General features: G+C 72.9%; 13 protein-coding genes. 7 read left to right on the top strand and 6 right to left on the bottom strand.

The genetic code is table 11. From position 1 onward, the window contains the following. Positions 1-205 precede the first annotated feature (205 nt). From ACIBJG_RS37185 to ACIBJG_RS37170, 4 genes are all read right to left on the bottom strand, one after another. On the bottom strand, positions 206-580 hold the full coding sequence (locus ACIBJG_RS37185; RefSeq protein ID WP_007262928.1) for an RNA polymerase-binding protein RbpA: 375 nt from the start codon (positions 578-580) through the stop codon (positions 206-208). Positions 581-853: 273 nt separating this feature from the next. Continuing rightward, entirely contained in the window at positions 854-2,242 is a 1,389-nt protein-coding gene (locus tag ACIBJG_RS37180) for an MFS transporter (RefSeq protein ID WP_399314567.1), read from the bottom strand. 45 nt (positions 2,243-2,287) lie between these two features. After that, positions 2,288-3,052 carry a glycerophosphodiester phosphodiesterase gene (locus ACIBJG_RS37175; protein ID WP_399314565.1) on the bottom strand — a complete coding sequence of 255 codons (765 nt, stop codon included), beginning with the start codon at positions 3,050-3,052 and terminating at the stop codon, positions 2,288-2,290. Continuing rightward, on the bottom strand, positions 3,049-3,711 hold the full coding sequence (locus tag ACIBJG_RS37170) for a YitT family protein (RefSeq protein WP_399314564.1): 663 nt from the start codon (positions 3,709-3,711) through the stop codon (positions 3,049-3,051). Before ACIBJG_RS37170 ends, ACIBJG_RS37175 begins: the two co-directional genes overlap by 4 nt. A gap of 102 nt (positions 3,712-3,813) precedes the next feature. Here ACIBJG_RS37170 and ACIBJG_RS37165 point away from each other — a divergent pair, with 102 nt between their 5' ends. Then, positions 3,814-5,313, top strand: coding sequence for a PLP-dependent aminotransferase family protein (locus ACIBJG_RS37165; protein WP_399314562.1), 1,500 nt, complete (start codon positions 3,814-3,816; stop codon positions 5,311-5,313). Between the two features lie 69 nt (positions 5,314-5,382). Here the strand turns inward: ACIBJG_RS37165 and ACIBJG_RS37160 are convergent, their stop codons facing one another. Beyond that, positions 5,383-6,975 (bottom strand): ATP-binding protein, encoded by a 1,593-nt coding sequence (locus ACIBJG_RS37160; RefSeq protein WP_399314561.1) that lies wholly within the window; start codon positions 6,973-6,975, stop codon positions 5,383-5,385. A gap of 38 nt (positions 6,976-7,013) precedes the next feature. Beyond that, a complete protein-coding gene (locus tag ACIBJG_RS37155) occupies positions 7,014-7,208 on the bottom strand; it encodes a hypothetical protein (RefSeq protein WP_018103962.1) in 195 nt (64 codons plus the stop codon). A 313-nt stretch (positions 7,209-7,521) separates the two neighbouring features. On the opposite strand from ACIBJG_RS37155, the gene ACIBJG_RS37150 reads away from it, so the two are divergent. From ACIBJG_RS37150 to ACIBJG_RS37125, 6 genes are all read left to right on the top strand, one after another. Then, positions 7,522-7,914, top strand: coding sequence for an ankyrin repeat domain-containing protein (locus ACIBJG_RS37150; RefSeq protein ID WP_399314559.1), 393 nt, complete (start codon positions 7,522-7,524; stop codon positions 7,912-7,914). A gap of 382 nt (positions 7,915-8,296) precedes the next feature. Next, the gene (locus ACIBJG_RS37145) at positions 8,297-9,718 is read left to right on the top strand and encodes a HEAT repeat domain-containing protein (RefSeq protein ID WP_399314558.1); all 1,422 of its coding nucleotides are present in this window, start codon (positions 8,297-8,299) and stop codon (positions 9,716-9,718) included. Between the two features lie 202 nt (positions 9,719-9,920). After that, positions 9,921-13,574 (top strand): hydantoinase B/oxoprolinase family protein, encoded by a 3,654-nt coding sequence (locus ACIBJG_RS37140; RefSeq protein ID WP_399314556.1) that lies wholly within the window; start codon positions 9,921-9,923, stop codon positions 13,572-13,574. Positions 13,575-13,646: 72 nt separating this feature from the next. Further along, on the top strand, positions 13,647-15,173 hold the full coding sequence (locus ACIBJG_RS37135) for a hypothetical protein (RefSeq protein ID WP_399314554.1): 1,527 nt from the start codon (positions 13,647-13,649) through the stop codon (positions 15,171-15,173). Positions 15,174-15,315: 142 nt separating this feature from the next. Then, entirely contained in the window at positions 15,316-16,218 is a 903-nt protein-coding gene (locus tag ACIBJG_RS37130) for a hypothetical protein (protein WP_399314553.1), read from the top strand. Positions 16,219-16,305: 87 nt separating this feature from the next. Beyond that, entirely contained in the window at positions 16,306-21,108 is a 4,803-nt protein-coding gene (locus ACIBJG_RS37125) for a hypothetical protein (RefSeq protein WP_399314551.1), read from the top strand. The last annotated feature ends 2 nt before the right edge of the window (positions 21,109-21,110 follow it).

Genomic DNA, 21,110 nt, shown 5'->3' with positions numbered 1-21,110 from the left:
CCCCGCCCCGCCGCCCGCCCCCCCCCCCCGCCCGCCCCCGCCGCCCCCCCCCCCCCCCGCCGCCCCCGCGCGCCCCCCCCCCCCCCCGCCCCCCCCCCCCGGCCCCCCCCCCCCCCGCCCCCCCCCCCCCCCCCCCCCCCCGCGGCCCCCCCCCCCCCCCCCGCCCCCCCCCCCCGCGGCTCTGTCTCGATGCGGTGCTACGCGGTCAAGCAGACTTCCTGCTGTCCCGCGGGTGCACTGCGATATTCATGGCGCCGGAGCGCAGAACCGCCAGCCTCTCGGCCAGCACCTCTTCCAGCTCCTCGCGTGTGCGCCGCTCCATGAGCATGTCCCAGTGCGTACGCGCAGGCTTGCCCTTCTTCTCCTCGGGGCCATCCCCGTCCACCAGGAGTGCCATGGCGCCACACGCCTTGCACTCCCACTCCGGCGGAATTTCCGCCTCTACCGAGAACGGCATCTCAAATCGATGTCCGTTCTGGCATGCGTACTCCACCGCCTGGCGCGGGGCCAGATCGATGCCGCGGTCCGTCTCGTAGCTGGTAACCACGAGTCGCGTGCCGCGGAGAGCTCGCTCACTCATGAATCGTGCCTCCCGGGCTTGTCGCCCACAGGACAAATGTCGCTGTCGTCGTCATCCGGTCAACGTCCGGTCGGCGGCAAAGATTCCCGTTACCGGTCATGCGTCGCCCGTCGTGCCGCTGCTTTTTCAGGTCGCGAGTGTTGAAGTACCCGCCAGTGCCCGGTTTGTCACATCTGGCGGACGTTGTCACTCAACGGTTTGGATTCTTCCACTCGCAGTAACGGTCCTCCGGGCAGGCCAAAGGCGTACACTACCGGCCTTTCACTTCAACGTCTAAATCCGTTCGGGAACAGGATTCCCGGCCGCTGCCACCGCCTGCCGTACCGGCACCCTCGCGAGCAGCACGGAACCGATCACGAAGAAGACCACCAACGAGATGATCGCATCCCGATAACTGCCGGTCAGCTGGTACGCGAGCCCGAACACCAGGGGCCCCAGCCAGCTCAGTCCGCGGTCGCTCATCTCGTACGCCGAGAAGTACTCGGCCTCCTTGCCGCGTGGCACCAGATGCGAGTAGAGCGAACGGGACAGCGCCTGGCTGCCGCCGAGGACCAGCCCGATCGCCGCAGCCAGCGCGTAGAAGAAGACCGGCGATCCGGCGGGCAGGAAGTAGCCCGCCACGAGGATCAGCGTCCAGACCACGAGCGACCCGAGAATCGTGTGCTTCGCACCGTACGTCCGGGCCATCCGCCCCATCCCGAGTGCCCCGGCGACCGCCAGCACCTGCACCAGCAGTACCGCGGTGATCAGCGTCGTCTGGTCGAGGCCCAGTTCCTCGGAGCCGTACACGGACGCCTGGGAGATCACGGTCTGCACGCCGTCGTTGTAGATGAGGTAGGCGAGCAGGAAGGAGAGGGTGAGGGGGTGGCGGCGCATGTCACGCAGCGTCGCCCTCAGCTGCCGCCACCCGGAGCCGGCCGCCCCGGTTCCGCCGGTCCTCGTGTTCCGGCCGGGCGTGTTCCGGTCGCGCAGCCGGCGCAGCGGTATGACGGTGAAGGCGCCCCACCAGACGCCCGCCGAGGCGAGACAGATCCGCACGGCGTCCGGCTCGGAGAGGCCGAAGGAGTCGTGGCCGGTGTAGAGGATCAGGTTGAGGACGAGGACCAGCGCCCCCGACGTGTAGCCGAAGGCCCAGCCGCGGGAGGAGACCGCGTCGCGCTCGTCGGGCTCCGCGATCTGCGGCAGAAAGGCGTTGTAGAGCACCATCGACACCGAGATCGAGGCGTTCGCCACGATGAGCAGGAACGCGCCGAGCAGATACCGGTGGCCGTCCAGGAAGAACATCGCCGCCGTCGCGGTGGCGCCCGTGTAGGCCGCCACCGCGAGCAGCGGCTTCTTGCGGCCCGTACGGTCGGCCGCGGCGGCCGCCATCGGCATCAGGATCACCGCGAGCACGAGGGAGGCCGAGATCGTGTAGGCGAACAGCGATCCGGCGCGGACCGGGATGCCCAGCGGATGGACGTAGCCGTCGGCGTCGGCGGCGGCCTTGGCGACCGAGGTCAGATACGGCCCGAGGAACACCGTGACGACGCTCGTCGAGTAGACGGAGCAGGCGAAGTCGTAGAAGTACCAGCCGCGCTGTTCCCGCCGCCGGTCCTCGGGGCCGGCCGCCCCGGTCGTGTCGTCCGCCGGTTCGGTGGTGTCCGCCGTCTCGGCGCTCATTGCGCACCCCTCGTCTCTCCCCGTGGAGACGTCACCGGGCTGGCGTCAGGCCCAGGCCCCCCGCTCGCTCAGCACCGTACGCAGCGTCTCGATGTGATCGGTCATGATGCCATCCACCCCGAGGTCCAGGAGCGCGGCCATCCGCTCCGGTTCGTTCACCGTCCAGACGTGCACCTGGAGTCCGCGTGCGTGCGCCTCGCGCACGAAGCGCCGGTCGACGACCCGCACGCCGCCCTGGCTCTCCGGGACCTGGGCGCAGACCGCACCGGCGCGCAGCGCCGCCGGGATGCCGTACGAGCGCAGTCGCAGCCCCAGCACGCCGCGGACGCCGTAGGAGGTGGCGAGCCGGGGGCCCGCCAGGCGGTGCGCCCTGGCGACCCGTGCCTCCGAGAAGGAGCCGACGCACACCCGGTCCCAGGAGGCCGTCCGGCGGATCAGCTCCACGAGCGGCGTGAGGGCGGGCCCGGCCTTGATGTCCACGTTCCAGCGGGCCTCGGGAAACGCCTCCAGCAGTTCCTCGAAGAGCGGCAGCGGCTCACGCCCGGCCACCCGGGCCCGCTGTATCTCGCTCCACGGCAGTTCCGCTATCCGGCCCCGGGCGTCCGTGACCCGGTCCAGGGTGGGGTCGTGGAAGGCGACCAGCCGGCCGTCCGCCGAAGCGTGCACATCGGTCTCGAAGTAGCGGTATCCGGCGTCGGCGGCGCGTCGGAACGCGGCCGCGGTGTTCTCGATCCCGTCCGCCGCCCCGCCGCGGTGGGCGAACGCGAGAGGGCCGGGGTGGTCCAGATAGGGATGGGGTACGGAAGTCACTGCGGCAGTATGGCCTGCCCGGATGTCCGGCCTGCGACCGTGGTGTCACCGCTGTCCTTGATCGCGAAGAAGCGCAGGAAGAACTGGGCGAGCGGGCCGATGGCCAGGGCGTACAGGACCGTACCCACGCCGAGGGAGCCGCCGAGCAGGAAGCCGGTGACCACCACCGCGACCTCGATCGCCGTGCGGACGAGCCGGATCGACCGGCCGGTCCGCCGGTGCAGCCCGGTCATCAGCCCGTCCCGCGGCCCGGGACCGAACCGGGCGGCGATGTAGAGCCCCGTCGCGACGCCGTTGAGGACGATCCCCGCCACCATCACCCCGGCCTGCGCGGCGAGCCCGTGCACCTCGGGGACCAGGGCGAGCGTGCCGTCCATCGCGAGACCGACGACGAAGACGTTGGACACGGTGCCCAGGCCCGGCCGCTGCCGCAGCGGGATCCAGAGCAGCAGCACGATCGCACCGATGATGATCGAGACGACCCCGATGCTGATCCCGGTGCGCTCGGCGAGGCCCTGGTGGAGCACGCCCCAGGGCTCCAGGCCGAGTCCGGCGACGACCAGCAGGGCCGAGCTCGCCCCGTACAGCGCCAGGCCCGCGTAGAGCTGGATGAGCCGCCGGGTGAGGTGAGCTCCGCGCGGCACGGCGGTGATGGACAAGTGGTGCCCCCTGGTGTGGTGGTCGTGGACTGCTGCATGTCACTCTGTGGCAGGGGATTGGCTGCCAACTATGGCCAATCCGAGGAAGGTGGACTGATTCTCATGGCGCAGTGGACTTCGGCCGTTGGCGCGGCACAGCTCGCCCGGCAGCTCCACGCCCAGCAGCCCCGGCCCGCGGGCCCCGGCAGTCGCAGGCCTCCCGCCTATCGTGCGCTCGCCGACGGTGTCCGGCTGCTCGTCCTCGAAGGCCGCGTCCCGGTCGCCGCCCGGCTGCCCGCCGAGCGTGAGCTGGCACTCGCCCTCTCCGTGAGCCGTACGACGGTCGCCGCAGCCTACGAGGCGCTGCGGGCCGAGGGCTTCCTGGAGTCCCGGCGTGGGGCCGGCAGCTGGACGGCCGTGCCCGCGGGCAACCCGCTGCCCGCCCGAGGACTGGAACCGCTGCCGCCCGAGGCGCTGGGATCGATGATCGATCTGGGCTGCGCCTCGCTTCCCGCCCCCGAGCCGTGGCTGACCCGGGCCGTCCAGGGCGCCCTGGAGGAGCTGACCCCGTACGCCCACACCCACGGCGACTACCCGGCCGGCCTTCCCGCCCTGCGGCAGATGATCGCCGACCGGTACACCGCGAGCGGCATCCCGACGATGCCCGAGCAGATCATGGTCACCACGGGGGCGATGGGCGCGATCGACGCGATCTGTCACCTCTTCGCCGGCCGCGGCGAACGGATCGCGGTCGAGTCCCCGAGCTACGCCAACATCCTCCAGCTGATGCGGGAGGCGGGTGCCCGCCTCGTGCCTGTGGCCATGGAGGAGGGGCTCGGCGGCTGGGACATGAACCGGTGGCGCCAGGTGCTGAGGGACGCGGCGCCCCGGCTCGCGTACGTCGTCGCGGACTTCCACAACCCCACCGGCGCTCTCGCCGACGAGGACCGCCGCCGCGCGCTGGTGGACGCGGCCCGTTCGGCCGGCACGGTTCTGGTGGTCGACGAGACGATGCAGGAGCTGTATCTGGACGACGACGTGCACATGCCCCGCCGCGTCTGCGCCTTCGACCCGGCCGGCAGCACGGTGCTCACCGTCGGATCGGCCAGCAAGGCCTTCTGGGCCGGCATGCGCATCGGCTGGGTCCGTGCCGCGCCGGACGTGATCCGCAGTCTGGTGGCCGCCCGCGCCTACGCGGACATGGGGACCCCGGTCCTCGAACAGCTGGCCGTCAACTGGCTGATGCGCACCGGCGGCTGGGAGCAGGCCGTGCAGATCCGCCGGGAGCAGGCGCGGGACAACCGGGACGCGCTCGTCACGGCGGTCCGCAGGGAGCTGCCGGACTGGGAGTTCGCCGTGCCGCGCGGCGGGCTGACCCTCTGGGTGCGCACCGGCGGGCTCTCCGGATCGCGGCTCGCCGTGGCCGGGGAACGGGTCGGGGTGCGGGTGCCTTCCGGCCCCCGGTTCGGGGTCGACGGTGCCTTCGAGGGCTACGTGAGGCTGCCGTTCACGGTCGGCGGCCCGGTGGCGGACGAGGCGGCCCTGCGGCTCGCGGCCGCAGCCCAGCTGGTCGGTTCGGGGACGGGCGTCGGGGCGGAGGCGCCCCGTACGTTCGTGGCCTGACACCTGCCGCAGACGGGACGAGGGGCCCGCGGATCCGGATCCGCGGGCCCCTCGTCCCGTCTGTCCGGGTCAGTCGCTGAGGGCCAGGCCCTCGACGGCGACGGAAGCGGTCACGGTCTGCGCCATCACCGGATCGGGCGGGCTCGCCTCGACGGCCGTCCGCCGCTCGGGCAGCAGGTCGAGCACCGCCTGTCGCTGCGCCTCGCTCGTCGCGTCGTCGTACGGATCGGGCGTGGCGGGAACCTGGATGCGCAGCACCTGGCCGGTGCCGAGCCGCGCGTACCCACGGCCGGGCGGGACGTCCGGGGTGGGGGTGGTGTGCGGCTCCAGTCCGAGGACGGACTCGATCTGGCCGGGCGAGCAGTGGCCGAGCACGACCCGGGCCCTGGTGTGGGACCGGACGGTGTCGCTCAGACCGTCCAGGCTGTCGGACTGCTCCGTCATCACCACGGTGACGTTGGCGGCCCTGCCGTGCCGCAGGGGTACCTGGAGCAGTTCCTGCGGATCGCGTCCGCCGTGCGCGGCGGCGAGGTGGCCGAGCACGCTGGGCCGGTCGAGCAGGATCCAGAGCGGGCGCCGGGTGTCCTCGGGGACGCTCCGGCCCGACTGACGGGCACGGTTGGCCTCGATCAGTCGCCGCTCCGTCTCGGTGGCCGCCCATTCGAGGGTGGACAGCGCCCCGTCCAGTCCGCATTCGACGGCCAGGACCCCTTCGCGCCCGGTGAAGCACGCGTACTCGCCGGTGCCGCTGCCTTCGATGATCAGGATGTCGCCCTGCTGGAGCGCCTGGAGAGCGATGGAGCGCAGCAGGGTGGTGGTGCCGCTGCCGGGCTGTCCGGCGATCAGCAGATGCGGTTCGGTGGAGCGTGCGCCGGTCCGCCAGACGACCCCGGGCGCGTCCCGGGTCTCGTCGCCGTCGTTCACCGGAACCGTGCGCTGCACCGCGTCGTCGTCGGTGAACCCGAGGACGGTCTCGCCGGGGGCGGTGACGAAGCGCTGGGCGGTGAGGGAGGTGGGCAGGGCGTCGAGCACGTTCATGACGAGCTGGTTGCCCTCCTCGTCCCAGCTGAAGTGGTACTCCCGGCCGCGGCCCGACTTGGCGTGCAGCAGTTGTTCGATCCGGGCACGGGAAGCGGACTCGCTGTCGGTGAAGTAGGCGGGGTACGTCACACGGAGGCTGCTGACCCGGCCGTCGCCGTCGAACTCGTAGCCGCTGAAGACCTTGTCCCAGTCGCCGCCGTGGGCGAACAGCGGACTGGGGTCGTCGGCCGTCGAGAAGTACGGCACGAGAGCCTCGTACAGGGCTTGCAGGCGTCCGGTCTCCGCCTCGTCGGGGCCTGTTTTGACGGGTGTGCGTTCCCGTCCCTTCCATGCGGCGGCGCCCATCACCACGACGAGGGCCAGCAGTGGCCCGTACGGGATGAGCGCGACCACGAGCACGCAGGCCGCGACGAGGAACAGCGTGGGACCACGCCGGTCCTTGGGCGTCGCGGCCCACTTCTGCCGTCCTGCACCGGCCAGCAGCCGCAGACCACGAGTGATCATGATCAGCGGATGGAGCACGTCGGTGGCGCTGTCGGCGGCCGTGCGCGCGAACTCGCGACTGCGAGTGATCGAAGCGCTGCCGCTGCTCAGAATGCGGGGGAGTGGTCGCCGGGCCACGTCGGTCTCCTGAAGGGGGTGGGAGCGGGAGCGGAGGGTCAGAACTTGATCCCGCCCAAGAGGCCGGCGAGGCTCGCTCCGCCCGCGGTGATGCTCGGTGCGATGGCGGTGCCGGCCAGGTAGAAGCCGAACAGGGCGGTGACGAGGGCGTGCGACGCCTTGAGGCCGTCCTTCCTGAAGAACAGGAAGACGATGATGCCGAGGATGACGACGCCTGACATGGAAAGGATCATGAGTGGTTCTCCTGGTTGGGGGGACAGTCACCATGAGTCCTTCCAAGCTCACCGGAAGTATCTATATGATAAAAGCTGCAATTGGGTGAAAAGTCGGTTTTTTCACTGGACTGGCGTACAAGGAGGCGCCGGCGGGAGGGACTTCGGGGGCCGGACCTCTCCTCGCCGTCACTCGACGTGATCATTTGCCATGGGTGGGACGGGGCGTGTGCGCGCCCGGGCAGTACTCTGTCGATTCACTCGTACGGCCCACGCGGGGCACGCCCCGGCAGGCCGGCATCAGCGCGAACGGTTAAAGGAAGGCGGTTCCCCGATGAGCGAAACCCCTGATCCCGAGGTGGTCGAGCTGGCGACCAAGGTCTTCGACCTGGCACGTCACGGCGACGCCGACGCCCTCGCGGCCTATGTGGACGCGGGTGTCCCGGTGAACCTCACCAACGACCGGGGTGACTCGCTGCTCATGCTCGCGGCCTACCACGGGCACGCCCCCGCGGTGATCGCTCTGGCCGGCCGCGGCGCCGACCCGGACCGGGCCAACGACCGCGGTCAGACACCGCTCGCCGGAGCCGTCTTCAAGGGCGAGGACGCGGTGATCAAGGCCCTGCTCGACGCGGGAGCCGATCCGGCGGCCGGAACACCCTCCGCGCTGGACACGGCGCGCATGTTCGGCAAGGCCGACCTGCTGGAACTCTTCGGCGCCCGCTGAAGGGGCTTCGCCGTAAATGTGGTCGCGGTGGCGAAATGGCTGGGTCATCATGACGTCGCGGGCCCGATTCGGGCCACCGACGAGAGGCAGGAAGATGCTCTACACCAGGCAGAAGACGGCGGTCGGCCGATCATGTTGCTGCGCGGCCTGAGGGGGCGTCCCGTCGATCAGGGCCGGGTCCGCGACGCCTGGCACGGCGCGTCGCAGCGCTGCCGAGACGCCGAATCGCTCCGCGATGAGGACGCTCCGGCGCCTTGCGACGCACCGCACCGGACGCCGCGTCCTGTCCGGCCCTGATCGACGAGACGCCCCCAGTGCCCACCCGGCACGCGGAACTGCACAGTCCCCGGTTGCGTCGACAGCTTGATGTGAGGCTTTTCCCATGTTCGATCCGTTCATAGCGCCGAGCGGCACCCTGCTCGGCCTGCTGCAGAGGGGCCGCGGCGACGGCACGCTCCACGCACTCGCCGCACCACGCCCCGAGGCCCTGGCGGCTCTCAACCACTGCGTCCTGAGCGACCCGCGTCACGACTGGCAGGTCGAGAACCGCTCTCTCTACTACGCACGCCTGTATCTCGACCTCGACGGCGGGATCGAGGAGATCGAACGGCACCTGTGCGACGCCGACGACCACCTCGACACGGACGACTCACGGACCGGCCTGGCCCTGGCCGTCCTCGGACACCTCGCCTCGTACGGCCGCGACGACGCCCTGGCCCTGCTGCGGCGCTACGCCGCGACCGGCTCCAACTGGGCCTGGGCCCTGGACGAGCTCGCGCTGCGTGACGACGACGCCGGGCTGCGGTCCCTCGCCGTGCCCGTGCTCGCCCGGTTCCCCGAGAGCGCCGAGGGCCGCGCCGAGCTCGCCGCCACTGTGCGGGACGCGTTCGAGCCCCGCCCCTGGCGCCTGTGGGCCGACGATCCGCGCCCCTCGGTCGGCGCCCGGGTGAGAGCGGCCTCGGAACAGGGCTCGTTCGACCGCTGGCAACGGCAGATGCGACCCGGCGGCCCGCGCCCCGGCTGGAGCGTCCGCGCCGTCTTCGACTGGGCCCAGGAAGGGCTCGACCGCGGCAGCGCCCTCCATGTACCGGCCGCCCGGTGCCTCTCCGCCGTGGCGGGGCCCGAGGACCGGTCCGTGATCATCGAGGCCGCCCGCAACGGTTCCGAAGGCGCCCGCTGTGCCGCGCTGCACTACCTCGCCGCCGAGGTCCGCGACCCGGCCGTGCTCGACCTGATCGAGGCCGCGACGGAAGACGCCTCGCGCACCGTCGCCGAAGCGGCCGTCGCCGCCTTCGAGCGGATGTGCGGCGAGGCGGCCGTGGAACGCGCGCGCCGCTGGGCGCGACGGCCCGACGCGCTGGGCGCCTCGGCAGCCGGTGTGCTGGCCTGCCGAGGCGGCGCACAGGACGCCCAGCTGGTCCTCGGCGCCCTGCGTGACGCCGTACGGGGCGAGGGACCGGACGCACCCCGGCTGTGGACCCTGGTCGACGGCGCCGGCCGGCTCGGCATCGTCTGCGCCGCGCCCGTACTGCGCCACGTCTACCGCGAGACGTCCTCGTCCCATCTGCGGGGCAGGGCCGCGCGCGCCCTCGCCGCCACCGACCCGTCCTTCGCCACCGGCTTCGCCGTCGAATGCCTGTGGGACTGCGAGGAGACGACCCGGGAGGTCGCCGCACGCCATGCGGAGACCGGGGACATCAGGGTGGCCGAGCGCCTGCGACGGCTGGCCGCCGATCCGGCCGAGGAGGCCGAGGTGCAGTCGGCCGTACGCAGCAGGATCGGACCGGACGCCCCGGCGGTCTGACACCGCCCGACGCACCGGCGTCGTCGGACCGCGCCGGGTCGGGCCCCGCTCCACGCACCGGTGCCGCCGGTCCGCGCCGGGGGGGCAGGCCCTCTGCCCCGTCGGAGCCGCCGGACCGCGCCGGGGCAGACCTCTTTCTGCCCCACCGGATCTCCCTCGCGTCCTGCGCCCCTCTCGAAGGGCCGCGCGCCACTATGGAGGGATGACCGGACGCTGGGAGTTCTGGATCGACCGAGGCGGTACGTTCACCGATGTGGTGGGACGGGACCCCGGCGGACGGCTGGTCACCCGCAAACTCCTCTCGCACGACCCGGACCGGCACCGGGACGCCGCCGTGGCCGGGATCCGGCTCCTGATGGGGCTCGGCCCGGACGATCCGGTCCCCGCCGACCGGGTCTCCGCCGTCAAGATGGGCACCACCGTCGCCACCAACGCCCTGTTGGAGCGGCGTGGTGAACCCACCGTGCTCGTCATCACCGAAGGCTTCCGGGACGCCCTGCGCATCGCGTACCAGAACCGGCCCCGCCTCTTCGACCGCCGCATCCTGCTTCCGGAGGCCGTCTACGAGCGGGTGATCGAGGTCCCCGAGCGGGTCGACGCCCGGGGACGGACCGTCAGGCCGCTGGACCGGGCCGCGGTCGCGGAGCGGCTGCGCGCCGCACGCGACGACGGACTGAGCAGCGCGGCCGTCGTCCTCATGCACGGCTACCGCCACCCGGACCACGAGAAGGCGGTGGCCGCCGAGGCCCGTGCGGCCGGGTTCAGCCAGATCAGCTGTTCCCACGAGGTCAGCCCGCTGATCAAACTGGTGCCGCGCGGCGACACCACCGTCGTCGACGCCTACCTCTCGCCGATCCTGCGCCGGTACGTCGACGCGATCGCCGCCGAGCTCGACGGCATCCGGCTGATGTTCATGCAGTCCAACGGCGGCCTGCGCGAGGCCGCTCGTTTCCGGGGCAAGGACGCAGTGCTCTCCGGGCCGGCCGGCGGCGTCGTCGGCATGGCACGCACCTCCGCACAGGCCGGATACGACCGGGTGATCGGCTTCGACATGGGCGGCACGTCCACCGACGTCTCGCACTACGCGGGCGAGTTCGAACGCGAGCTCGGCACCGAGGTGGCCGGGGTGCGGATGCGCGCCCCCATGATGAACATCCACACCGTCGCGGCCGGCGGCGGCTCCGTCCTGCACTTCGACGGCCGGCGCTACCGGGTCGGCCCCGACTCGGCCGGAGCGGTGCCGGGCCCGGCCTGCTACCGCAGGGGCGGGCCGCTGACCGTGACCGACGCCCAGGTGATGCTGGGGCGGATCCAGCCGGCCCACTTCCCCGCCGTCTTCGGGCCGGACGGCGATCTGCCCCTCGACGCGGACATCGTACGAAGACGCTTCGAAGCCCTCGCCGACGACGTGGCACGGGCCACGGGAACCCGTCGGACGGCGGCCGGTACCGCTGCCGGGTTCCTGGAGATCGCCGTGCTCAACATGGCGAACGCGGTCAAGAAGATCTCCGTGCAGCGAGGGCACGACATCACCCGGTACGCCCTCACCGGCTTCGGCGGCGCCGGCGGCCAGCACGTCTGCGCCGTAGCCGACGCCCTCGGCATCGACACGGTCCTCGTCCCCCCGCTGTCCGGCGTGCTGTCCGCCTACGGCATCGGGCTGGCCGACGCGACCGCCATGCGCGAACAGTCCGTCGAGGCGCCGCTCGACACCTCCACCCGGGCCCGCCTGGGCGAAGTCTGCGACGCGCTGGCCGCCCGTACCCGGGCCGAACTGCGCGCCGACGGCGTACCGGACCATGCGATCAGCACCCGGTCCCGGGTGCTCCTGCGGTACGAGGGCACCGACGCGAGCCTCTCCGCCGACCTGGACACGGTGGCCGCCATGACCGAGGCGTTCACGAGCGGGCACCGCGCGCGTTACGGCTTTACCATGGACCGGCCACTCGTCGTCGAGGCGGTCTCCGCCGAGGCGACCGGGACGGCGGGGGAGCAGGAGGAACCGCGGCACTCCGGACCGGAACGGGGCGGGGCCACCGCGCCGCAACCCCACGACACGGCACGGATGTTCGCCGAGGACCGCTGGCAGGACGCCGCCCTCCACCACCGCGCGGAGCTGCGAGCCACGGACACGGTGACCGGGCCGGCCGTCATCGCCGAGGACGGTGCGACCACCGTCGTCGACCCCGGCTGGCAGGCAGCCCTCAACGACACCGGCCATCTGCTCCTGACCCGCGCCCGCCCGCGCCCCGCGACACAGGCCGTCGGCACCCGGGTCGACCCGGTCATGCTGGAGGTCTTCAACAACCTCTTCATGTCCATCGCCGAACAGATGGGCGTGCGCCTGGAGAACACCGCCCACTCCGTCAACATCAAGGAGCGGCTCGACTTCTCCTGCGCCCTCTTCGACGCGGACGGCAACCTGATCGCCAACGCACCGCACATCCCGGTGCACCTCGGCTCCATGGGCGAGTCCATCAAGGAAGTGCTGCGCCGCAACGACGGCACGATGCGGCCGGGCGACGTGTACGCCATCAACGACCCGTACCACGGGGGTACGCATCTGCCCGACGTCACCGTCGTGACACCGGTGTTCGACGAGACGGACGACGCCCCCGCCCTGAGGTTCCTGGTGGCCTCGCGGGGCCACCACGCCGAGATCGGCGGCATCACGCCCGGCTCGATGCCGGCCTTCAGCCACACCGTCGACGAAGAGGGGGTGCTCTTCGACAACTGGCTCCTGGTGCGGGACGGCACCTTCCGCGAGACCGCGACCCGCGAGCTGCTCGGCTCCGCCGCGTATCCCTCCCGCGACCCCGACACCAACCTCGCCGACCTCCGCGCCCAGATCGCCGCCAACGAGAAGGGCATCGCCGAACTGCGCCGCATGGTCGAGGAATTCGGCCCCGACGTCGTCGACGCCTACATGGGCCACGTGCAGGACAACGCCGAGGAGTCCGTGCGCCGCATCATCGCCGGGCTCCACGACGGTCATTACCGGTACGAGACCGACAACGGTGCCGTGATCGAGGTGACGCTGACCGTGGACCGGGACGCCCGCAGCGCGCTCGTCGACTTCACCGGCACCTCACCGCAGCAGCCGGGCAACTTCAACGCGCCGAAGTCGGTGGTCATGGCCGCCGTGCTGTACGTGTTCCGGACCCTGGTGGCCGACGACATCCCGCTCAACAGCGGCTGCCTCACCCCCTTGGAGATCAGGGTCCCGGAGGGCTCGATGCTGGCACCGGTCCACCCCGCGGCCACGGTAGCCGGCAACGTGGAGACCTCGCAGGCCGTAACAGGCGCGCTGTACGCCGCCCTGGAAGTCCAGGCCGAGGGCTCGGGCACCATGAACAACCTCACCTTCGGCAACGACCGGGTGCAGTACTACGAGACCGTGGCGAGCGGCTCGGGTGCGGGGGAGGACTTCGACGGCACCGACGCCGTACAGACGCACATGACCAATTCGCGCCTCACCGATCCCGAGATCCTCGAATGGCGTTATCCGGTGCTGCTGGAAAGCTTCCGGGTCCGCGAAGGGAGCGGGGGAGCGGGACGCCGGCACGGCGGACGCGGAGTGGAGCGCCGGATCCGCTTCCTCGAACCCGTCACGGTCGCGCTGCTCAGCGGACACCGCCGCGTTCCGCCGTACGGCATGGCGGGCGGCGGCCCGGGCGCCCTGGGCAGCCAGCACGTCGAACGCGCCGGCGGCGGCCGCACCCCGCTGAAGGGCTGCGACACCGCCGACCTCGACGTCGGCGACGTACTGGTCATCCGTACCCCGGGCGGCGGGGGCTACGGAGCACCGGACACGGCGGGTGACCGGGCTCGTGGAGACCCCCACGAAAGGGCATGACCGACTCCGGGGCAACCGGCCGCATCTGCGCCGTTTCGACCGTTGTCAGTCCGAGGACCTAATCTGTGCAGCGTGACTTCGCCTGCCTACACGGAAAACGCTGCGCCCCAGCTCAGCGCGGGGCCGCGGCCCGCACCGGGCCCGGCCGCCGACGAGGGGCTCTCGCGGCGGCTGCGCGCGCTCGCCTGCACGGCGCCGCTGCACGACCTCGACGTGCGCAAGGCGAACCTGGCCGGCGAGTACACGGTGTACGCGATGGCCGAGGTCGCGCTCGCGGCCATCGACCACGTCACCCTCAACATGGACTTCGACACCGGGGCCGACCACGACCAGATAGTGGCCAGACTCCTCCCGCGCGTCGCCGCGCAGGCACCGCGCCGTCCCGCAGCCGAGCACGAGCGGGTCGCCCGCTGGGTGCTGGAGAACCTGATCAACGTCGGCAGTGTGGACCGCGGCTTCCGCGCGGTCTACGGCACCTTCGGACCCGACGGCGTCTACGTCCGCCGGGACTACGACTTCAAGCTCATCGAGGAGGTCCCGGGATACGGCGGCAGCGTCTACCTGCGGGCCACCGACGAAGCGGTCAACGTCCTGGTCGGCGCGCTCGACACGGACGTCACCAGCGCCCAGATCGCCGCCGAGGTGAAACTGGAGGTCCTGATCAGCCGGGGCCGCCTCGCCGACGCCCAGCTCGCCGCCGAGCAGGCCCGCTACCGGACCGTGCAGTACGCACAGACGCTCCGCAGAACCCTCGACGCGACCCGGCGCAACGTCCGTGCGGTCGACTGGCTCAACGCCGTGCCCGACATGATCGCCGAGGCGCTCGACCACGTCGCCGACCGCTACCGCCACGAGAACGCGATCCTCACCAACATCCGCAAGGCCCGGGACGAGGCAGAGGAGCCCGAGCACAAGAGGCGCGCCGCCGAGCTCGTCGACATCGTCAAGGACTGCATCCGCCGCCACACCCAGCTCCAGTCCCGCCTCCTGGAGGCCGGACCGCTGTTCCGTGCCGAGCAGGACCGCCAGGCCTTCGCCGCACCGGCAACGCGCACAGGACTCGACCTGTACGGACAGCTCCTGGCCCCGCTGCTGCCGCTCCCCGTCGAGCAGGCCATTCGGGCCACCGACGCGTTCTTCGCCCACGGCACAGGGCTGCGCACCCCTGCTTCGGTCCGGGTGGGCGACCTGGTCGACATGCTGTTCACCCCGCCGCTCGAACGGGAGAACCTGGGCGCCGAAATGCCCGAACCGGACCTGATCGCCACACCGGACGACAGCCGGTTCAGCGAGGAGCAGCTGGCGTCGGCCATGGAACTCCTCGATCTGGAGCACGACGCCCCGCGCCGCCTCTCCGGACTCCTGGCCGAGGCCCGGCGGCGCGACGCCGAACTGCCCTACCTGGTCGCCCTGCTCGCGGTGCACGCCGCCAGCCCCCCGGTCGGCACCGCCTACCGCCAGGGCGAGCGCCGGCTGCTGTTCTCGGTCGACGACGGCACCCGGCTCGACGACCCCGAGTTCGGTGGCGCCGACCTGATCGTGGGCATGGCGCTGCTGGACGCCGTCGGCATGGCGGCGGACCGCTCGGAGGCGTCATGAGGACGCCCCGGCACACGCCTGCGCATCTGGCTCCGGGGAGATCCGGCGCGACCCTGCACGGCGCGACCCCGCACGGCGCGACCCCAGGCGCCCGGACCGGGCGCCCCGTACCGAAGACCTTCCGCAACGAGGAGCGACCGTCGTGAGCGAACACCGCGCAGAGCACGCCGACGCGTGGAGCGACCCGACCGCCGAGCGCCCCGCGGCCCCTGCCGCCGCCGCCGCGGTCACCCCGGCCGATGCGGCCGACGCCTCCCGGCTCGTCGCCTTCGGCCTCCAGCCCAAACTGCTGCCCGCCCGTGACGCCGAGTACGCCGAACTGCTCCGCCGCTACCGGGAGGAGTCGCCCTTCGCCCGGCTCGCCGACGCCGTGGCCACCGGCCTCGGCCTCGTCGTGCTGGAGGTGTCCACCCGGGCCGGTATGGCCGTCACGGCGGGCGAGGACTCGGTCTTCGCCGTCCGCATGGGCGACTACGCCCGGCGGGCCTCCTCGGACGCCGCCGACCGCTTCCTGCACGGCCTCGCGCACCTGGCCGTCGCGGCGATGGCCTTCCCGCGCCCCGAGGACCTCGCCGACGACGCGTACATCGGCCGGATCACGGTCAACGGCGTCGACGCCTTCGTCCGCCAGGCATGCCACCGCCTGGAGGAACGCGCGGAGGAACACGGCGACAACACCGACCCCGCCAGCGAGGCCCCCGGCCTGGAGGCGGGCTGGCGGATCTACGCCCGCCGCAGTGCCACCGGCGCGACGAAGGACGCCCGCCGGCTGGCGGGATCCACCACCGGCATCGTCGGCAAGGCCGTGGCCTTCCTCACCGACTCCGGCTTCCTCCAGCGCACCGGGGACGACGCCGGAGGCGCCTTCCGCACCACCGCCCGCTACCAGCTCCAGGTCCGGGACATGGCAGGAAACGCCGCCATGGCCGAACTCCTGGAACTGGGCGTGGTGCCGGTCACCGACGGATCCGCCACGCTGCTGCCGCCACCCGACCCCGACGACCTGGAGCTGGCGGCCGGCGCCGGTCTGCCGTTCCACAGCTGACCGGCCCACCACCGCCGGGGCCGGTCACTGCCCCGCCCCGCCACCGACGTCTCCCTCCCGCTGCCTGAACGACGAGAGTCCGCCGCCATGTACGAGCTGTCCCGGGTCCGCCTCTACTCCATCGGGCCTGCCGGCGCGCGCTACGCCGACACCGTGCTCGACCTGCGCGGCGTCGGCGAGCCCGTGCCCCACCCCGCACCGGCACAGGCGGAGTTCTTCGAGGAGGAACCGGTCGGCCCACCGCGCCGGCCCGCCCCCGCCGGGGTGCTCTTCCTGGAGAACGGCGGCGGCAAGTCCGTCCTGCTCAAGCTGATCTTCTCGGTGATGCTCCCCGGCCACCGCAACACCCTCGGCGGCGCCAGCTCCGGCGTCCTGCGCAAGTTCCTGCTCGCGGAGGACTGCGGTCACGTCGCGCTGGAGTGGCAGCACACGCAGACCGGTGAGTGCGTGGTCGTCGGCAAGGTCAGCGAGTGGCGCGGACGCCAGGTCTCCAACGACCCCAGGAAGTTCGCCGAGGCCTGGTACTCCTTCCGGCCCGGCCCCGGCCTCAGCCTCGACTCGCTGCCCGTCGCCGAGGCCACCTCGGTCGGCCGTACCGCCGAAGGCGTCTCCGGCGCCCGCGGCAGGCGGCGCACCATGAAGGGCTTCCGCGACGCGCTCACCGAGGCGGGCAAGTTCTACCAGCACCTCGACGTGCACTGGGAGGAGATCCACGACCGCTGGAACGAGCACCTCGGCGAGTTGGGCCTGGACCCCGAACTCTTCCGCTACCAGCGCGAGATGAACGCCGACGAGGGCGAGGCGGCCGGTCTCTTCGCGGTGAAGAAGGACTCCGACTTCACCGACCTGCTGCTGCGCGCCGTCACCGACACCCGTGACACCGACGGACTCGCCGACCTCGTCAGCGGCTTCGGCAACAAGCTGGGCCGCCGAGCCGAACTCACCGCCGAGCGCGACTTCACCGCGGGCTCCGTCGACCTCCTCGGCCGCATCGTGGAAGCCGCCGAAGCACGCTCCAGGACCCGGGACGTCCACGCCGGAGCCGAGCGCCGCACCCGCACCCTGGCCCGCCGGCTCTCCGCCCGGGCCGGCCAGGAACGCGGCCGCACCGGGGAGCTCGCCCAGCAGGTCACCGGCGCGGCCCACACCGTCACCGGCGCCGAGGAGACCCGCGGCCGCCGTGCCCTGATCGCTGCCGAACTCGCCTACCGGCACGCCTCCCTGGCCCTGACGGCAGCCGAGAAGAGCGCCGCCGCCCAGCGCCGTGAACTCGGCGACGCCCGCACCCTGCACTCCGCCTGGCAGGCCGCCGAGGCGGTGCTCCGCCACCGGGCCGCAGCCGACCGCTCCGCCCGAGTCGCCGTCGCCATCCGCGAGGCCGAGCGCGACGCCGCCCCGGCCCTCGCCGCACGCGCCACCGCCGCGGCCGATCTCGTACGGGCCCTGCACACCGCCGCCGAAGCCGGCGAGAACGTGGCCAACGGGGAGGAGGAACGCTCCGACACCCTCCAGAGCGCGGGCGAGGCCGCCCACCGGGACGCCACCAACGCCGCCACCGAGGCCCAGCGCGCCCGAAGCGAGGCAGGCCACCTGCGCCAGCGCCTCGCCGAGGTGGAACAGGAGACCGCCGAGGCCGTCCGCGCGGGCTGGCTCGACGACACCGCCCCGGGCGCGGACCCCGCCCGCGCCGCGCTTGCCGCGAACGATGCCGAGCACGTCGCGGTGGCTGCCTGGGACACCGCCCGCGATGCCGCGGGGGCCGCGGCGGACCGGTCCCGGCAGGCCGCGGCCGACGAGAGCCGGGCCGAACTCGCCGCCGCCCGGGCCGCCGACGGTGCACGCGCCGCGGAGCAGGCCTACGAGGCCGAGCTCAGGGCCGCCGAGTCCATCGCTGCCGAGCACCGCCTCGCCGACCTCCTGGGCCTGCCCACCGCCGGAGGCGTTCCCCGGCCCCGACAGGGCGCCCCGGGTGCACAGGACCAGCAGCAGTACGAAGAGGGCGCCGAGCCCGGCTCCGCCGCGGACGGTACCGAACCGGCCGCTGCTCACGGGCCCCGCACCGCCACGGCCGCACAGCCCGGGCCCGTCGAGCAGCCCCTCACCGCCGACGAGTTCGACCGCAATGCCGAGGAGCTGCGGGACCTCCTCGACCAAGGGGTGGCCGCAGCCGAGCGACGCCTCTTCGAACTGCGCACCGCGGCCGCCGACGACTCCCGCATCCTGGGTGCGCTGGGCGACGGCGGGCTGCTGCCGCCGGGGCCCGATGTGCTCGCCACCGTCGAATACCTCGGCGAACACGGCATCCCGGCCCTGCCCGGCTGGCGCTACCTCGCCCAGGCCGTCGACCCCGCCGACCACGCGGCCGTGCTCGCGGCCCGTCCGGAACTCGTCGACGGCGTCGTCATCACGGACCCGGACGCCCACGCCCGGGCCCGCGACGTGCTCGGCGCCGCCGCCCTGCTGCCGCGCTCCGCCGTGGCCGTGGGCACCGCGGCCGCGCTGCTCGCCCCCGTACCGGACCCCGCCGCCGGATCCGCAGCGAGCACCGACGGGGTGTTCCTCGTTCCGCCGAACCCGGCGATGCACGACGAGCACGCCGCCGACGAGGAACGGCAGGCGCTCAGGAGCCGGACCGCGGCCCGCGACGAGGACATCCGCACGCTCGCGACCCGCCTCACCGGCGACCGCTCGCTCGCCGCCCGTATCGGCTCCTGGCGTGCGGACTGCCCGCCCGGCATGCTCACCGAGCTTGCCGATACCGCCCGTACCGCCCGGACGGCCGCCGAGACGGCCGAGGCCCATCTCGCCGAGGCCCGTACCGTACGGGTCGAGGCCGACGAGGCGGCCGCGGACACCGCCCGCGTCCGCGACGAACGTCAGGAGGCCGCCCAGCGCGCCCGCCGCGCCGCCGACGCACTCGCCGGACTCGCCTTCCGGCTCCGCGAGCGGGCGGGCTGGCAGGCGAAGCTGCGCGAACTGGTCGACGAGGCGGCCGAGTCCGAGGCCCGCGCCACCGTCTTCCTCGAACGGGCCCGGGCCGCCGACGAGGACCGCAGGGCCACCCAGCGAGCGGCCGACGACGCACGCCGCACCGCCCGCGCCCTGCGCGCCGAACGGGCCGAGATCGCCGGAGCCCCCGAACACCTTCCGGAGCCGGAGGAGGGAGCACCGAGGCGCGCCCTTCCCGCCCTGCGCGAGGCCTACCGTGCGGCGTCGCAGCTGTACGAGAAGGTCGGCGTCGGTGCCGACCTGCGTGCCGAGCAGGCGCGTGCGGAGAGCGACGAGAGCGCCGCCCTGGCCGAACTCGACCGGCTCAGCAACAAGGTCCGTACCCGGGCCGCCCAGCTCCTGGAAGGCACGGACGGCGCCGACGGGCCCTCCCGGCAGGCCGCCGCCGCCCGCGCCGAGTCCCTGGTCCAGCTCCTGGAGACGCGTGCCTCGGCCGCCAGCGAGCAACTGGGACGGCTGCGCGGCGAGGCCGAGCGGCTGGCCCCCGCCGACGGCGAGAGCCTGCACACCGAACTCCCCGACGACCAGGTTCCCGCCGACGCCGAACAGGCCCAGGCGCTGCTGCGTACCGCGACGGGCGAGCTCGCCGCCGCGACCGCCGCACTGGACACCGCCCACGCCGCCCACGCCGAGCTCCTCCACGCCCACCGCACCGCCGAGGACTCGGCAGGCGGCTTCGACGAGACCGCGGCCCTGCTGCGCGACCTCCTGCGGGACCACGGAGCCGAGGACGACCCCGAGGCCCCCGAGCCGTACCCCGGCAGTCTGGAGGAGGCCCGGCAGTCCGCAGCCGAGGCCCGCCGTTCGCTGCGCGGCTGCGCCGCCGACCTGTCCACCGCGGAAGCGGCCGTACGCGAGGCGAGCGACGTCCTCGTCCGGCACGCCAACTCCACCCGCTACGAACAGGTTCGCACCCCGGCCCGCCAGCAGATCCGCGAACTCCCGGCCGCGGCGCTGCCCGAGCACGCGCAGAAGTGGGCGACGGCGTTCGCACCCCGGCTGCGGGTCCTCACCGACGAACTGGCCCAGCTGGAGCGCAACCGCGACTCCATCGTCGACCGGCTGCGAGGTCTGGTGGACTCCGCGCTCACCACGCTCCGCTCCGCGCAGCGGCTCTCCCGGCTTCCCGAGGGCCTGGGGGAGTGGTCCGGCCAGGAGTTCCTCCGGATCCGCTTCGAGGAACCCGACCAGGCCACTCTCACCGAACGGCTCGGCGAAGTCATCGACGAGGCGACCAAGGCAGCCCTGAAGAAGAACTCCGACCTGCGCCGCGACGGGATGTCCCTGCTGCTGCGCGGCGTGCAGGCGGCGCTGGAGCCCCGTGGCATCGCCGTCGAGATCCTCAAGCCGGACGCGGTGCTGCGTGCCCAGCGGGTGCCGGTCGGGCAGATGGGCGACGTCTTCTCCGGCGGCCAGCTGCTCACCGCCGCCATCGCCCTGTACTGCACGATGGCCGCCCTGCGCAGCAACGACCGGGGCCGAGACCGGCACCAGCACCGCCACGCGGGGACGCTGTTCCTCGACAACCCCATCGGCCGCGCCAACGCCACCTATCTGCTGGAGCTCCAGCGTGCGGTCGCGGACGCACTGGGCGTCCAGCTGCTGTACACCACCGGCCTGTTCGACACGACGGCGCTCGCCGAATTCCCGCTGGTGATCAGGTTGCGCAATGACGCCGACCTGAGGGCCGGGTTGAAGTACATCAGCGTCGAGGAGCATCTGCGTCCCGGACTGCCCCAGCAGGACCCGGGCAGCGAGACGGTGCACGGAGAGATCACCGCCACCCGCATGTTCAAGCGGTCCGCACCGATGCCGGACGTGCCCGCGGCCCGGACCGGGGACGGACCTCGCGCCATGCCGGGACTCGACACAGCCCCATAACG

It is taken from the genome of Streptomyces sp. NPDC050422 (genome assembly GCF_044458665.1).
Lineage (GTDB): Bacteria > Actinomycetota > Actinomycetes > Streptomycetales > Streptomycetaceae > Streptomyces.
The sequence above is the reverse complement of the archived record's forward strand: the minus strand, read 5'-3'. Positions and strand labels throughout refer to the sequence as shown.

Excerpts from the sequence above, each read along its gene's own strand:
- ACIBJG_RS37125 (WP_399314551.1), top strand. The coding sequence starts at position 16,306 with ATGTACGAGCTGTCCCGGGTCCGCCTCTACTCCATCGGGCCTGCCGGC.
- ACIBJG_RS37185 (WP_007262928.1), bottom strand. The coding sequence starts at position 580 with ATGAGTGAGCGAGCTCTCCGCGGCACGCGACTCGTGGTTACCAGCTAC.
- ACIBJG_RS37150 (WP_399314559.1), top strand. The coding sequence starts at position 7,522 with ATGAGCGAAACCCCTGATCCCGAGGTGGTCGAGCTGGCGACCAAGGTC.
- ACIBJG_RS37145 (WP_399314558.1), top strand. The coding sequence starts at position 8,297 with ATGTTCGATCCGTTCATAGCGCCGAGCGGCACCCTGCTCGGCCTGCTG.
- ACIBJG_RS37180 (WP_399314567.1), bottom strand. The coding sequence starts at position 2,242 with ATGAGCGCCGAGACGGCGGACACCACCGAACCGGCGGACGACACGACC.
- ACIBJG_RS37165 (WP_399314562.1), top strand. The coding sequence starts at position 3,814 with ATGGCGCAGTGGACTTCGGCCGTTGGCGCGGCACAGCTCGCCCGGCAG.
- ACIBJG_RS37155 (WP_018103962.1), bottom strand. The coding sequence starts at position 7,208 with ATGATCCTTTCCATGTCAGGCGTCGTCATCCTCGGCATCATCGTCTTC.
- ACIBJG_RS37140 (WP_399314556.1), top strand. The coding sequence starts at position 9,921 with ATGACCGGACGCTGGGAGTTCTGGATCGACCGAGGCGGTACGTTCACC.